Consider the following 15,552-nt stretch of genomic DNA (forward strand, 5'->3'; position numbering starts at 1 on the left):
GAAGACCACTTCAGCCCCTGCGCAACAGAAATTCGCTACTTTCTATATCGATCACCAGCATCAGCTGATGAGTGTTTCCGAATTCATCCAGCACGATAAACTTGAAAGGTTCCAGCCTGACTTCTTCAGGCGAGTATTTATATACAGGTGGCACACCCTTGAAAGCGACAAGTTCGCCATCAGCGCAATCGACTGGTAAATGCTGGCCGATCAAATCAACTGTCTTTACCCCTACGGATGCCATCACTCCGGTAAAAGACCTTGGCACAGGGTGTGACAGAATCAAACCGGTATAGCAGAACTTCACCGGGCGGATTCCAGACTCTCCATATTGACTGGTTTTCCACTCAAGCAATCTGACTTGACGACCACCGGGATAAAGTCCCAAGTCATATTTGAAAAAGTTGTAACCCTTGAAAGAGCCGAGGAGCTTTTGTGATTTCCAGGTAAATTGATCGTGACTATAAGCCGGGCTCCGATCGGCAGTAATCACGACACTCCTGTTGATACGGGAACCATTCGGATTGATGGTCTTGTTACTTCTGTAAACCTGCCCCTGTATCGTCACCTCAGCGGCAATCTGCAGTTGACCCTCTACCGAGGAAGAAACCCAGAACTCCATCGGTGTCCCGGCACTGCCGCCACCGCCGGGAGATTGAACGAATCCGGGCATTTCGTGGGTATACCGGTTTTCGATAAAGCTCGAGTTCCAGCCTGGCAGCGGGTGGCCGTTGTACGCATCACGGGCCAACGGCTCGGCATCGTGGTAGCGAATAAGCCGTGTCGAAATCAAATCCGGGAAATACGCCAGTGGTACCGGCGCACCACTTTCATCAACTGCTTCGACGAACACCCAGACTCGAACTTGCATTCGGCCATTGGCAAACACGCGTTTGGACTCGATACCGGGAACCTCAAAACGCACATCCAGTTGTGAAAGGCTGATCCCGCCTTGAATGGGCATTGCTTGTATAGCGCTCATAAGACTTCCTTGTTATTGACAATAATCGATCATCTACAGTCGCGCCTGACACTTCACCGCAACCTGCAGACCAAATAACAAAAAGTCTTTGACTCCTCAAGCACCCAGTCCGGCGAGAACAGTTTCTTCACTTCGACATTAATGGCAAACGCCTTACCGATTATTTCGACCTAGGCTCACATTGATAAATTACCCAACAAAGAATTCATCATCGGAAGCTTCACTCGAACTACCGACCCCGCTATCGTCCGACTCAGTTTCACTACCCGACTCACTGTCACTCGACAGATCAAGTCCATCGTCAAACTGAATCAACACATGTCTATCAAGGCTTGAATTCTCATCATAAGCGGCAATATTTTCGCGACTCAATTCATTCAAGGGATTGTCGCGAAAGTTGTATGTAACTTTGCGCACATCATCAACTTCAAACAACTCATTTGGCAGTTTCACGATTCGGTTGCCAGACAGGTCGGCATAACGCAACTTTTCCAGATCGAACAAGCCTGCGGGCACCTCCTGCAAATCAGTCCGACTCAACCGCAGCTCTTCCAGGTTTTTCATATGGCCAACGTACGGCGCAACCTCGAGGGGATTGTTGCGCAAATCCAGCTCTTCGAGACCCTCCATATGCGCCAGCCCTTCCGCCGTTGCTTCGCTCAGGCGAAGGTTGCAACTGTCCAGGCTCAGCACGGTCAGCCTGCGCATCTGAAAGGTTTTTACGGGAAATGCATCCAGCCGAATGCCGCGCATGGTGAGGAATTGCAGCCCGGGAAAGCTTTCGAGAAATTTGCCCGCCTGCAGATGGCCGCTGCTGTTGATCAACAGAAATTCGGAGATGTGGCTGAAGTCCGCCGACAATCGGGGAAGGTCGCCAAGGATGTCGATCTTGGAAAAAAAGCGGTGCGTATCGAAGCGGTTTTGCTGCGTCAGTTGACGACGCCAACTGGCCTGGATTTCCTCGGAAAAGGCTGCCCGTCGTTGCCGTTGCACGACCATTTCTTCAGCGCTCAGCGTCGAACCATCCAGCGGATGCACCAAGGGCACATCGGCCGTCCAGGCTCCGAGATCGTTGACCAGCGTCAGGTATTGGTTTTCCAGACGGGCCACCGCCAGCAACGGATCGGCACCTGGCAACTCGCGTCTGAATGTATCGATTTGCTCTTCAGACAGCGTCGGATAAAGCCTTTGCAGACGCTGCACCGTTGACCCTGACGACTCGGGTACGACATCGCCACCACCCAATAGGTAACCCGAACGCCCTACCGCAAGCCCCATCGGTGAACGCAGGCCTGGCTCCAGCGGTGGCTGCCCGAACAAAGCCCGGAGTTCGGCGCGAGCCAGCAACGGTTGCCGCCGGACCGCTTGCATGAGTTCACCGTCCTGACTTGCATGCGGCAACCCCAACGCCAGACGCTGTGCATCCGGCAATGCATGCTGAACAGCGCCGCACAAATCATCTAACCCGTGCAGCTGTAGCCCGGAGCTGTCGAAAGCCTGGTATCGACCTTTGTCCCTGACCAGGACTTTGCGGATGGCGGCCTCGGCAGGACCGATGCTGTCGATCAACGCGCCATCGAATTGACCGGCGCGCACTTCAATACGCACCTGCGGTGACCATCCGCTCAAGGTCTGAAGTTGATGCAATGCCAACCGGTCGGTATCCGGCCCGGTTACAGCCTCCAGATAAAGCCCCTCGCAAGCTCTGCTGAGGCGAACCTCACGCAAATAAAACAATGTCTCTTCGGCCATTTGCCGGCTGATGCCGAGTTGGTTGCGCAGGCGCAGGCGCTCGGGGGTGCCGGCGTTACGCCACAACTCTTCAGCGATGGTTTTTGGCAGATCGGGGAAGACACGTCGTAGTCGCAGCACTTCCTCATCATTACTGTGTTCGAACCTTGCTTCACGCCCCTCGAACAGAGCACTTCGGCTTTCCTCTGCCCAGCTGGCCATTCTGGCCCGCAGCCGCGCGACCCGAATGTCGAATTCTGGCAAAGAATCGCCAAATGCCGCGTTGTCGCCCAAAAGTTTTTTCAGCGACTGATCATCCAGCGCTTCAACCACACCGCGCAACGGGTCGCCACTGCCTGGCACTCGCTCCGGCAACAGAACGCCCCGGGCCAGGAGCAGTTGTTCCTGCATCTGCGGATCCGCCTTGGTATAGATCGCCGGGTCGAGACTTCTCAATTGTGCGATGAAGGTCTGGATCTGTTGATCGGTGTCGAATCGCCTGATGCTGTCTTCAAGCAACGCCGGCGGGCGGCGGGAGTGGACGTGCAGGTCTCGCAACACCGCTTCATCGATGCCACTCACGGCCAGAATGCGTGCGGCCGTAACATCGGAAAACTGCGCCACTGAATGTCCCAGGCGCCGGAACAACTGCGCAGCCTGCCACTCCATGGGCCGCTCGACCTCGTGCGCCCATGCGCCGACGCCGTTATGGGTCAGCCGCGGCTGGTAGGCATCCGCGCGGTTCGGGTGACGGATGCGATAACCATCGCCGCCACCCTCGGCCACTACTTCATAGTGTTTTCCATCCAGAGGCAGCACAGTGGTGCCGCGATGTTGATGGAGCCCCAGCTCGTCAGGCTGCGAGTCGACCGGTAAACGAGTCGGGCGCTCATAGACTCTCAAATCGGGGTTCCACAGGCGCAGCCGACCTGCCCCGGTGTCGACGATTTTCAAGGTTTCAACGAAGGCCGAGCGCTGCAGCAGCTTGCTGACAACCTGCCCGCCGACCACGAACGCGCCAAGCTGCGCGATATTTTCCGCGATGGCCAGCAGATGAGCCGTCGCCTCGTTCAACTGCCCCTCGGTCCAATCGAGGATGCCGGTGAACGTATCATCGAGCAGTTGGTAAGCGGTGTAGGCCAACATCAGTTCGCCCAAAAACGGGACAAATGGCATGGCCACCAAAGTGGCAGCCTGCAGGACGATGGATGCCACATGCTGCACACTGTCCCAAAACGCCCAGCGCGACTGGCGGTCTTCATCCGCCGTAGGCACCGCGATGATGCGTGCGTCGTTGACGATTTTGTTCATCGAGTCCTGGTACAACCATTGCCACGGATCGCCCTGAACCCTGTGCACGTCAAATCGCAGCAAGGGATTGTCCACACGCGTACGACGCCAGGCAGGTTGCGGGTCACCGGGTTGCGGGGGATGCCACGCCACAACATTCAGAGACTGGTCGAGGGCGGCAAAAAATGCGCCGCGATGCTCATGTGCGACAAATCGGGCGAAAAACCGCTGGTACTCCGTTGAGCGCAGCTGTTCCGTCAATGTGACCTTGAATGCCAGCGTCGACGGATATTCCTTGATCGGATGCTGTGGATCATCAGGGATGTACACCAGAATCGGCTCGGTCCGGATGGCGCGTTCCAGATCGCCGGCCAGCACCATGATCCCGGTCAGCTTGGCGCTCATGATTTGCAACTGATAACCGTGTATGGCCGGACTGTGCACGCCATCCAGCAACCTCAATAACGAGGCCTGGGATTGTGCGCCGATATCCCCCTTCATCCGCGCCAGCAACACGGCGGCCCGGAAGGCATCTTTCTGACTGGTTTTGACCCGGTACTCCAGCACCGCTTTGGCGACCGCGTCCTTCGGTAACAACAAGGCTTCCAGCCGTTTCGAATACTGGCCGCCGATATCCAGTTCGCGACACAGCAAAACGAAGGCGCTGATACTTATCTGCCGATTAATCGGCAGTAAATTGAAGTGACCAAAGGCATCGGGCTGGCTGATAAAGGAAGAGGCGTCGTCAAAGTAGTTTGCGGCCGCTTCTTTCTTCTCGAAGTTACGCAAGGCCGCGTCGAGCAGAGACAGGGTTTTGACCTGATACCCCACCAGAATACCTTTGGGCAGATAAAGCCGCAGGTATGTCTGGCTGACATCCAGCTCAACACCAAATCGACCTTTCAGAGCTTTCTGAAGTAACGGCGCGGCGAACTGGCGGATATCGGCAAGCGGTGCGAACACCCGGTCCAGCCTGCCCCGAGACAGCCAGGCTGCCTTGTTGGCTTGTGCCAGGGCGGTGTGGGACGCCTCTGATGCCGCTCTGTACCAATCAGCAATGGCGATCGGAGACTGTCGCAATGCCAAACGTCTGTGGGGTGACGCCCGGGTTAGCCAATCAGGGATTTTTTCTTCGATGAACCGTTTACGACTGTTATCAGCACAATGTTCTGAACATGCATCAAGCATTGGAAGTAGCCTATAAGCCAAAGTGAAACTTCAGCCTATGTAATATGGCCACTCACAATGCGTTACATAATTACCACCTACCACTCGGTATACACTGATCGTTAATACTCACGACTCATCGTTATAGACAAATTTTGGCATTTCCCAGTGAAAACGGATCGCCAACAAGCGCAACAGGAAACCGCCGAACAGGGTGATCAGAATCGCCTGTTCCCCTGGCAAATTCAGGTACAGACAGAGCATGTAGCACCACGCCGCCGCAAACGAGACGCTGGCATACAGCTCACGCCGGAAGATCAGCGGAATATCGTTGCAGAAGATGTCCCGCAGGATGCCACCGAAGACGCCGGTGATCACACCACTGACCGACGCGACCAACATGCCATGGCCCATTTCCAGGGCGGTGATGCAGCCGATCAGGGTGAAGGCCACGAGCCCCATGGCATCGAGCACCAGAAACAGTGAGCGCAAATGCCGCATCCAGCGTGCCGTGAACACGGTAATCATCGCCGCAGCCGTGGTCAGCACCAGGTATTCCGGGTGCTTGACCCAGGTCAGCGGGTAGTGGCCGAGCAACACGTCACGCACCGAACCACCGCCCAACGCCGTGACGCATGCAATCAGCACCACGCCAAACCAGTCCATGCCGCGACGGCCCGCAGACAAAGCGCCGGTCATGGCTTCGGCGGTGATGGCGATCAGGTAGAGCATCAGCAACATGGTGGCGATCCTTGCAAAAAGGCGCGCAGTCTACCCACTTTCACAAATCCCATGTAGGAGCTGCCGCAGGCTGCGATCTTTTGATCCTGTCTTTTAAGAATCAAGATCAAAAGATCGCAGCCTGCGGCAGCTCCTACAGGGGAGTCCGGTCAGAACTTGATGAAATGCTTGCGGTAATGCTGCAGCTCGGCGATGGATTCGCGGATGTCGTCCAGGGCCAGGTGCGTGCTGCCCTTCTTAAAGCTGTCGCGTACGTCCGGTGCCCAGCGCGCCGCCAGCTCTTTGAGCGTGGACACGTCGAGGTTGCGGTAGTGGAAATAGCTTTCCAGGGATTTCATGTGGGTATAAAGGAAGCGACGGTCCTGGCAGATGCTGTTGCCGCAGATCGGCGATTTGCCCTTTGGCACCCACTTTTCCAGGAAGGCGATGGTTTCGGCTTCGGCTTCGGCCATGCTGATGCGGCTGTCGCGCACGCGCTGGGTCAGGCCCGAGCCGCCGTGCTGGCGGGTGTTCCACTCGTCCATGCCGGCGAGGATTTCGTCGCTGTGGTGAATGGCGATCACCGGGCCTTCGGCCAGGGTGTTCAGGTCACTATCGGTGACGATGGTGGCCATTTCGATGATGACGTCGGTATCAGGGTTCAGACCGGTCATTTCCAGGTCGATCCAGATCAGGTTCTGCGGATTTTGCATGTTCGGCTCCTAAGCAATGCTGCGCAGTTTAGCCTAGGCCGGTGGCCGGGCGTGCTAAACTCGCGGCCGTTTTACCTAATCGCTGCATTCTTCATACGGAACACCCATGGCCAAACGCCAACTCAATCGCCGCCAAAACTGGCGCATCGAAAAGATTCAGGGCGAACGCGCTGCCCGCGCCGCCAAACGCGAGTCCTCGGCTGTCGAGGCACTTGAGGGCGGCGACCTGGGCCCGGAACAGCACGGTCTGGTGATCGCGCACTTCGGTGTGCAGGTCGAGGTCGAGGCCCGCGACGGCGAACTGGCCGGCCAGGTGTTCCGTTGCCACCTACGCGCGAACCTGCCGGCGCTGGTGACCGGTGATCAGGTGGTGTGGCGCGCCGGCAACCAGGGCATCGGCGTGATCGTGGCGCAACTGCCGCGCAACACCGAGCTGTGCCGCCCGGACAGCCGTGGTCAGCTCAAGCCGGTGGCGGCCAACGTCGACATGATCGTCATCGTGTTTGCACCGCTGCCCGAGCCCCACGCCAACCTGATCGACCGCTACCTGGTGGCGGCCGAACATGCGGGCATCAAGCCGCTGCTGCTGCTGAACAAATTCGACTTGATCGACGAAAACAACGCCCCTGCGCTGAATGCCTTGCTCGCCGTATACCGCACCCTCGGTTACCCGGTGCTGGAAGTGTCGGCGCATCACGGTAACGGTATGGAGCAGTTGCAGACGCAACTGGACGGACGCATCAGCGTGTTCGTCGGCCAGTCCGGTGTCGGCAAGTCGTCGCTGGTCAACAGCCTGCTGCCGGATGTCGAAACCCGCGTCGGCCCGCTGTCCGAGCTGTCCGGCCAGGGCACCCACACCACCACTACCGCGCGATTGTTCCACTTCCCCGGCGGCGGTGAGTTGATCGACTCCCCGGGTATCCGCGAATTCGGCCTGGGTCACGTCAGCCGTGCCGACGTCGAAGCCGGCTTCATCGAGTTCAACGACCTGCTGGGCACCTGCCGCTTCCGCGACTGCAAGCATGACCGCGAACCCGGTTGCGCCCTGCTCAAGGCCCTTGAAGATGGCCGCGTGCAGCAGCAACGGATGAACAGCTACCGCTCGATCATCGCCAGCCTGCCGGAAAACGGCTACTAAACAGTCGTGCCGACCGCCCAGCTTTACACGGGGTGGTCGGCGGCTGGATCTTCTCCCGCTTAAACATCAGACCTTCCTGTAAGACGTGCGCACGCTCGCTTGTAGGGCATTTCTCTTTCCGCGCCGACCTCTTGTAGCCGCCCTGTAATCACCTAGTTTCAAACCCTCTTCGCACTCCAGCGACACCGAGGGACACCCATGCAAACCTACCATCTGTTCATCAGCCACTCGTGGAACTACTCCGACGCCCACGACAATCTCGTGCGCCTGCTCAACGCCAAGCCCGGTTTCACCTACAAGAATTTTTCGGTGCCACCGGACAACCCGATTGTCGGCGCGAAAACCGACAAACAACTGGAGGAGGCCATCGAAAACAAGATCCGTCCGTGTTCGGCGGTATTGATCATGGCCGGGATGTATTCCACCTACAGCAAGTGGATCAACAAGGAAATCGAGATCGCCAAGCGCATGGGCAAGGTGATCATTGCGATCAAACCGTTCGGCGCCGAGCGGATTTCCACGGTGGTACGTGAGGCGGCACATGCCGAGTGTGCCTGGAACACCAATAGCATCATCAGCGCCATTCGCCAGCATACGGCGGTGTAACCATGCGCAAGGGACTGTTTATCGGCATCAACGACTACACCCACGTTTCGCGGCTGAGCGGTTGCAGCAATGACGCCATGGCCATGGCTTCCGTGCTGAAGACCGACGCCAATGGCGATCCGAACTTCAAGAACATCGTGCTGACCTCCGCCGAGGACTACCTGAGCCGGGAAAAGCTCGAAGACCAGATCCGCGAACTGTTTTCCGGGGACTGCAATGTCGCGCTGCTGTATTTCGCCGGCCACGGCAGCTTCGACACCGACACCGACGAAGGCATGTTGATCCCGCAGGATTACAAGAGCGCCAAGGACGGGATACGCCTCAGCGACATTCTCAACTGGGCGGGCAAGGCCACGAAGATCAAAAACAAAGTGATCATCCTTGATTGCTGCCAGAGCGGCTCGGCCGGCGAACTGCGCGCCTTGCGCAGTGAGGGTAGCGTGGTCGGCGAAGGCATGACCATTCTGACCGCCTGCAAAAAGGAAGAGCCGGCGATGGAGGGCGGGCAACACGGCGTATTCACCGGACTATTGCTCCAGGCCCTGCATGGCGGAGCAGCAAACATCCTGGGCAAGATCACACCCGGCAGCCTCTATTCGTTTGTCGACAACGCCCTCGATGCCTGGGAACAGCGCCCGGTGTTCAAGACCAACGTCTCGCAGTTCATTTCCCTGCGCGAAGTGTCGCCACTGATCCCCAAGGAGATCCTGCGCAAACTCCCCGAATGGTTTGCCGAAGCGGAGTCGGTGTACCCCCTCGCCCCCAGCTTTGAACCCACCGAGCCTGAATTCAACCCGGAGCACGGCGACGTCTTCGCCCAGTTGCAAAAGTGCAACCGCCACAGCCTGGTCGAACCGGTGGACGCCGAGCATATGTACTACGCCGCCATCCACTCCACCGGCTGCCGCCTCACCGCCCTCGGCGCCTATTACCGCGAACTCGCGATCAAGGGACATTTCTGATGCCAGTGTTTATCAGCTACCGCCACATGGACCGCGCCCACGCGGTCAAGATCAATGCGCGCCTGATCCAGGCCAACATCAAGACCTACCTCGATGTGCTGGATGCCGAATCCCAGACCACCGACGACATCACCGGGGTGATTACCCGCAATATCAGTGAATGCACGCACTTGCTGGCGGTGGTCTCGGAGAAAACCGCGCTGTCCTGGTGGGTGCCGTTCGAAATCGGCGAGGCGACCATCACCCACCGACGCATCTGCTCGTTCAAGACCGGCCCGACCGAGCTGCCGCTGTACCTGGACAAATGGCCGAAGCTGACCAGCGACCGGGACATCGAGTTCTTTATCGATGCCTATCGCAACGAAGCGACGCTCAAGCGCTCGATGTCACTGGAATCGGTGACCGGCAGCGAGTCGGTGCGCAGCGTGAACAAGTCCAATGCGGATCGCTTTCATGCCGAGCTCAAGACGCGAATCATTCGTGGGTTCTGAAACTGCAGTAAAGGCAAAAAAACCGTGATGTCGCGGCTTTTGGTACTCGCCTTGTGGCCTATCGATCATTTTCGTGACACCACGAAAATGATCGGCAGCATTCATTCCGGTCGTGTCGCACACATAAAAAAGCCGCGACTATCGTAATGCTGTTCACTAAAGGAAAAGGACTAACACTGTATCTGTGGCGAGGGAGCTTGCTCCCGCTGGGGCGCGAAGCGGCCCTAAAAATGCGACTGCTGCGCAGTCCAACGGGACGGTGCGGCGATCCGACAAGCTCCCTCGCCACAGGTTGTTTATTGTTCGCTCCTTCTCTTAAGTGGGCAGCAACAGAGACAAAAAAGCCGACATCACTGTCGGCTTTTTTGTCGGTCACTGCTTGGGCGCTCCAGCCGGTTTGGCTGGCTCACCCGTTTTCGGTGCCGGATCATCAAACAGGTTCAGACGCTCGCGCAGTTCGTGAGCCGGCAGCGGTTCCTTGTCCACCGGCAACGCATTTGGATCGACCGGTGTAGCCGGTGTGGCCTCCGGAGCAGCCGAACCTTGCGGCGCATCGGGAGCAGGCTCCGCGCCTTGCGAGCCTTCGATCGCACGCTGGGCTTTCTTGGTCAGCACCACGATGTCGATACGGCGGTTGACCGGGTTGAACGGATGCTCGCGATCGAACAACGCCGACGAGGCATAACCGACCACGCGCGCCACCTGTGCATCCGGATAGCTGCCCGCCACCAGCGCACGCCGTGCGGCGTTGGCACGGTTGGCCGAGAGTTCCCAGTTACCGAAATCACCGGTGCCGGTGTATGGCTTGGCATCGGTGTGGCCGCTGATGCTGATCTTGTTCGGCACCGCCTTGATGGTGTCGGCCATGGCCAGCAGGATGTCTTCGAAATACGGTTTCAAGCGAGCCGAGCCCGAGTCGAACATCGGGCGGTTTTCCGCGTCCATGATCTGGATGCGCAGGCCGTCCTGAGTGATTTCGAACAGGATCTGGTCCTTGAACTTCTGCATCTGCGGGTTTTCTTCGACCTTGTTCTGCAGTTCCTGCAGCAACAACTCGAGGCGCTCTTTTTCGACCTGCTCGGCCATGCCTTCGACCTGGTCGGTATCGATGGTGACCTTGTCCGGCTGCGGCTGGGACTTCACCTCGGGGTTGAGGGTGTTTTCCGGCGCCAGGGTCGGCGTGCCGCCCAGATCGATGATGTACGGCGTGCCGCTTTCGGAAAAGCCGATCGGGTCCTTGAAGTAACCGGCGATGGCGATCTTCTGTTCCGGCGTGGCGGTGGACAGCAGCCACAACACCAGGAAGAACGCCATCATCGCCGTGGCGAAGTCGGCGAAGGCGATTTTCCACGCGCCCCCGTGATGCCCGCCGGCGATGCGCTTGACGCGCTTGATGATTATCGGCTGATTATTTTCCATAACTTAACGACCGCGAACCGCTTGTTCCAGCTCGGCGAAGCTTGGACGGTGCGCCGGGTACAGGACCTTGCGTCCGAACTCTACGGCCAGCGATGGCGGCATGCCGGAAGCCGAAGCCACCAGCGAGGCCTTGATGGCTTCGTAGACGTTCAGCTCCTCCTTGGCATCGTGGGCCAGGGAGTGGGCCAGCGGGCCAAAGAAGCCATAGGCGGCGAGAATACCGAAGAAGGTACCGACCAGTGCCGCACCGACGTGCAGGCCGATGGACTTCTGGTCGCCCTCACCCAGCGAGGCCATGGTCACCACGATACCCAGTACCGCCGCGACGATACCGAAACCGGGCATGGCGTCGGCGATGCCGTTGACTGCGTGGGATGGGTGTTCCAGGTCTTCCTTGAGGCTGAACAGCTCCATGTCGAACAGGCCTTCCAGCTCGTGCGGGGCCATGTTGCCGGAGGACATGATGCGCAGGTAATCACAGATGAACGCGGTCATGCGCTCGTCCTTGAGGACCGTCGGGTACTTGGCGAAGATCGGGCTCGCGGCGGCATCTTCGATGTCGCCTTCGATGGCCATCATGCCTTCGCGGCGGCTCTTGTTGAGGATCTCGTAGATCAGGCCCAGCACTTCAAGGTAAAAGGCGTGGTTGAAACGCGAACTGAACATGCTCAGGGACTTCTTGAGCACGTGCATCGTCATGTAGCCGGGGTTGGCCTGCAAGAAGGCGCCTAGGGCCGCACCGCCGATGATCATGACCTCGAAAGGCTGGATCAGTGCGGCAATCTTGCCGTGGGAAAGCACGTATCCGCCGAGCACGCTCGCGAATACGACGATGATGCCGATAATTTTAGCCATAGGTTAGGAGAGCACTTACTGAGTCGGGTTCAAGGTCATATTCGGAAGTTAAAAAATCTCTTCTTCTACTTATCGGCAAAACTGCGCCAGACTATAGCCAGTTCAGGCGAAAAGCTAATTTGACCCCTTCCGGGCACAGGTATTGTTGACGATGATCGCCTCCCACCATGGTTAACGAAACGAACGTTCCAACACCAAAACCGACGACGCTCGAAGGCTGGGTCAAGCTGCTCGATGGCGTACGCCTGCCGGTTCCGCAAGCCAGCCACGACCGGGTCTGCAAGGCCATCCGCGACAATCGCAGCTCGCTGCGCGATATCGCCGACCTCATGCAAGGCAGCCCCGCCCTGGCCTTGAGCGTGATTCGCGAAGCCAACCGGCACACCCACGGCGGCATGACCGAGCCGGCGGAAAACCTTGAGGTTGCGATCAATCGCCTCGGCCTCAAACGCACCGAAGAATTGCTCGCGCGCCTGCCCGCCAAACCCCAGTCCGAAATCCCCAAAGCCTTGCGTCAGCTGCAGATGATCAGCCAGCACGCCACGCAACAGGCCAATGGTTTTTTTGCCAGTCGCCTGGCCCGCCTGTGGCAGGACATCCACTGGGGCAGCTTGCTGTTTCTTTCGCCCCTGTGGCCTTTGGCGCTAACCCATCCGGAACTGCTCGAGGACTGGGAGCTGCGGGTCATCCATAAAGGTGAGTCGGCACGTAAAGTCGAAAAGCAATTGTTTGGCGTACGCTTGCTCGACATCGGCCAGGCGCTGGTGGAAGTCTGGCGCTTGCCGATCTGGGTGCAACAGGGCTATCGCCTGTTGCTCACCGAGCAGCGGGAGCTGGTGAAAGTCTTGCGCATCGCCCGTGACAGCGAGCACCCTTTGCGCCAGCAGAACCGCCTCGATGACGATCCGACCCTGCGCCGCTGGCTCAATCAACCGGCCAATACGGTGCTGCTGGCCAACGGGCTGGCGCTGTCGGCACAACACGCCTGGGACAGCCCGCACAGTGAACGCTGGCAGTACCTGACCAGCCTTTACCTGCAAATGCCGATGGATGAGGTGCAACAACAACTGCACCAGCAAGCCGCCAACAGCGCACGCCATCACGCCATGCCCGATCTCTGGCACCCCGCCGAATCGCTGATCTGGCCGTGGGGCATGAACCGTGTCCACTCAGGTTTGCTGGCGGCCGCGGCACCCACCGCCGAAGATCTGGCGAAATGGCGCAAGCAATGCGCCGAATTGCTGGTCGAGCCGAGTCGGTTCACCAACGCCATGCACCTGACCATTGCCGCCCGCGATGCTCTGGTGGCCTGCGGCATGCGTCGGGTGATGATCCTGATGGTCGACCGTACCCACGCCAACCTGCGCGTGCACCAGACGGCCGGCCTGGCGAAGGAAGCAGCCGGGCTGAACTTCGTGGTCAGCCAGAGCAACGTCTTGCAACGCCTGCTCGCGCAACAGGCCCAGGCCCGCCTGACGCCGGCCAACAACACGCAATTCTCGGCCCTGTTGCCCAACAGCCTGCGCTCACAGTTCAGCGGCGAACACCTGCTGCTGCGCTCGCTGGTCAACAATGGCCGGGTGATCATGATCGTCGTGGCGGATCAGGGCGGCAGGCCGTTTTCGGAAATTTCCGTACAGGCCTTCGGTAAAACCGCGCAGTGCATCGAGAAAGCCCTGCACAGCTTTAGCCACCGTGGCCAATAAGGCTGCGCTACAATCCTCCCTTTTGTGCTCTGGAGACCTCACATGTCTGACTTCTCTGGCTTGCCGCTGGTGATCGAGCCGAGCGACTTGCTCCCTCGCCTCGACGCTCGCGAACTGATTCTGGTGGACTTGACCAGTCCCGCCCGCTACGCCGAGGGACACATTCCCGGCGCGCGTTTTGTCGATCCGAAACGCACGCAACTGGGGCAGGCACCCGCCCCGGGGCTGATGCCCCCGCAGGCAGCGCTCGAAACGCTGTTTGGCGAGCTGGGACACAATCCCGATGCGGTCTATGTCGTGTATGACGATGAAGGCGGCGGTTGGGCCGGGCGCTTCATCTGGCTGCTGGATGTCATCGGCCACTGCAAGTACCACTACGTCGACGGCGGCCTGACGGCCTGGCTGGCGGAAGGCTTGCCCATGTCGATCCAGATCCCGCCAGCCGTGGGCGGTCCGGTTTCACTGACCTTGCACGACGAACCCACCGCCACCCGTGAGTACCTGCAAAGCCGCCTCGGCGCCGCCGACCTGGCGATCTGGGACGCACGCGGACCGCTGGAGTATTCCGGCGAGAAGGTCCTGGCGGCCAAGGGCGGGCACATTCCCGGCGCGGTCAATTTCGAATGGACCGCCGGCATGGATCAGTCGCGCCAGCTGCGCATCCGCACCGACATGCCGCAGATCCTCGAACAACTCGGGATCAGCAAAGACAAAGAAGTGATTACCCACTGCCAGACCCACCACCGTTCTGGCTTCACCTATCTGGTGGCCAAGGCTCTCGGTTATCCGCGGGTCAAGGGCTACGCCGGCTCCTGGGGCGAATGGGGCAACCATCCCGATACCCCGGTAGAAATTCAAGATTTTTAAGGACTGTTAATGAACAAGCGTCTGTTTCTCCTCGGCCAGTACCTGCTGCCCCACAACTTGCTATCGCGATTGGCCGGCTGCATCGCCGAATGCCGCGTGCGCTGGTTCAAGAATGCCTTTACCGCCTGGTTCGCCAAGCGCTATCAGGTGGACATGTCCCAGGCGCTGGTCGAAGACCTGACTGCCTACGAGCACTTCAACGCGTTCTTCACCCGCGCACTGAAAGACGGCGCCCGCCCGCTGGACGAGACTCCGGGCGCGATCCTCAGCCCGGCCGACGGCGCGATCAGCCAGCTCGGCCCGATCGAGCACGGTCGTATTTTCCAGGCCAAGGGCCACAGCTTCAGTGTGCTGGAACTGTTGGGTGGCGATGCGGCGAATGCTGCGCCGTTCATGGGCGGTGACTTCGCGACCATCTACCTGTCGCCGAAGGACTACCACCGCGTACACATGCCGCTGGCCGGCACCCTGCGCGAGATGGTCTACATCCCGGGTCGTCTGTTCTCGGTCAACCAGACCACCGCTGAAAACGTTCCGGAACTGTTCGCTCGCAACGAGCGCGTGGCATGCATTTTCGACACCGAGCGCGGGCCGATGGCCGTGGTGCTGGTGGGCGCGATGATCGTGGCTTCAATTGAAACCGTCTGGGCCGGCCTGGTCACACCGCCGAAGCGCGAGCTGAAAACCTTCCGCTACGACGAAGCCGCACGCGCGCCGATCCACCTGGAAAAAGGTGCGGAACTGGGTCGCTTCAAGCTGGGTTCGACCGCCGTCGTGCTGTTCGGACCGGATCAGGTGAAGTGGGCCGAGGAAATGACTGCCGGTACAGCGGTGCAGATGGGTCAGGGCATGGGTTCACCAAAAGCCTGATCCATACGCTGATCCAAATAATGTAGGAGCTGCCG

13 protein-coding genes are annotated in these 15,552 nt (G+C 59.0%); 7 read left to right on the plus strand and 6 right to left on the minus strand.

What is annotated here, in order from left to right:
- Positions 1 to 10 precede the first annotated feature (10 nt).
- The 4 genes from KW846_RS15355 to orn form a co-directional block, all read right to left on the minus strand.
- Positions 11 to 982 (minus strand): hypothetical protein, encoded by a 972-nt coding sequence (locus KW846_RS15355; RefSeq protein WP_218483180.1) that lies wholly within the window; start codon positions 980 to 982, stop codon positions 11 to 13.
- 189 nt (positions 983 to 1,171) lie between these two features.
- Entirely contained in the window at positions 1,172 to 5,191 is a 4,020-nt protein-coding gene (locus tag KW846_RS15360; protein WP_218483183.1) for a dermonecrotic toxin domain-containing protein, read from the minus strand.
- 108 nt (positions 5,192 to 5,299) lie between these two features.
- Positions 5,300 to 5,911 carry a trimeric intracellular cation channel family protein gene (locus tag KW846_RS15365; protein WP_218483185.1) on the minus strand — a complete coding sequence of 204 codons (612 nt, stop codon included), beginning with the start codon at positions 5,909 to 5,911 and terminating at the stop codon, positions 5,300 to 5,302.
- Positions 5,912 to 6,060: 149 nt separating this feature from the next.
- A complete protein-coding gene (gene orn, locus KW846_RS15370) occupies positions 6,061 to 6,603 on the minus strand; it encodes an oligoribonuclease (protein WP_007995036.1) in 543 nt (180 codons plus the stop codon).
- A gap of 106 nt (positions 6,604 to 6,709) precedes the next feature.
- Here orn and rsgA point away from each other — a divergent pair, with 106 nt between their 5' ends.
- The 4 genes from rsgA to KW846_RS15390 all read left to right on the plus strand — a co-directional run bounded on the left by rsgA (position 6,710) and on the right by KW846_RS15390 (position 9,800).
- The gene (rsgA, locus tag KW846_RS15375; RefSeq protein ID WP_007978809.1) at positions 6,710 to 7,741 is read left to right on the plus strand and encodes a small ribosomal subunit biogenesis GTPase RsgA; all 1,032 of its coding nucleotides are present in this window, start codon (positions 6,710 to 6,712) and stop codon (positions 7,739 to 7,741) included.
- 198 nt (positions 7,742 to 7,939) lie between these two features.
- Entirely contained in the window at positions 7,940 to 8,347 is a 408-nt protein-coding gene (locus KW846_RS15380) for a TIR domain-containing protein (RefSeq protein ID WP_007978807.1), read from the plus strand.
- Between the two features lie 2 nt (positions 8,348 to 8,349).
- Entirely contained in the window at positions 8,350 to 9,309 is a 960-nt protein-coding gene (locus KW846_RS15385) for a caspase family protein (protein ID WP_218483187.1), read from the plus strand.
- Entirely contained in the window at positions 9,309 to 9,800 is a 492-nt protein-coding gene (locus KW846_RS15390) for a toll/interleukin-1 receptor domain-containing protein (RefSeq protein ID WP_116580711.1), read from the plus strand. The genes KW846_RS15385 and KW846_RS15390 overlap by 1 nt, the downstream gene beginning before the upstream one ends.
- A 372-nt stretch (positions 9,801 to 10,172) precedes the next feature.
- Here KW846_RS15390 and motB read toward each other — a convergent pair whose 3' ends face one another.
- Together motB and motA are read right to left on the minus strand one after the other, a co-directional pair.
- Positions 10,173 to 11,219, minus strand: a complete 1,047-nt coding sequence (gene motB, locus KW846_RS15395; RefSeq protein WP_218483189.1) for a flagellar motor protein MotB — start codon at positions 11,217 to 11,219, stop codon at positions 10,173 to 10,175.
- A 3-nt stretch (positions 11,220 to 11,222) separates the two neighbouring features.
- Complete coding sequence (motA, locus tag KW846_RS15400) at positions 11,223 to 12,074, minus strand: flagellar motor stator protein MotA (protein WP_015093220.1); 852 nt, start codon at positions 12,072 to 12,074, stop codon at positions 11,223 to 11,225.
- Positions 12,075 to 12,241: 167 nt separating this feature from the next.
- Here motA and KW846_RS15405 point away from each other — a divergent pair, with 167 nt between their 5' ends.
- Genes KW846_RS15405 through asd form a run of 3 tightly spaced genes read left to right on the plus strand, consistent with a single transcriptional unit; the run spans position 12,242 to position 15,517 of the window.
- A complete protein-coding gene (locus KW846_RS15405; RefSeq protein WP_218483191.1) occupies positions 12,242 to 13,780 on the plus strand; it encodes an HDOD domain-containing protein in 1,539 nt (512 codons plus the stop codon).
- 42 nt (positions 13,781 to 13,822) lie between these two features.
- Entirely contained in the window at positions 13,823 to 14,647 is an 825-nt protein-coding gene (locus KW846_RS15410; RefSeq protein ID WP_218483193.1) for a rhodanese-like domain-containing protein, read from the plus strand.
- Positions 14,648 to 14,656: 9 nt separating this feature from the next.
- Positions 14,657 to 15,517 (plus strand): archaetidylserine decarboxylase, encoded by an 861-nt coding sequence (gene asd, locus KW846_RS15415; protein WP_104451570.1) that lies wholly within the window; start codon positions 14,657 to 14,659, stop codon positions 15,515 to 15,517.
- Positions 15,518 to 15,552 lie beyond the last annotated feature (35 nt).

The sequence above is a fragment of the Pseudomonas sp. PDM32 genome (assembly GCF_019219225.1).
Taxonomy (GTDB): domain Bacteria; phylum Pseudomonadota; class Gammaproteobacteria; order Pseudomonadales; family Pseudomonadaceae; genus Aquipseudomonas; species Aquipseudomonas laurylsulfatiphila.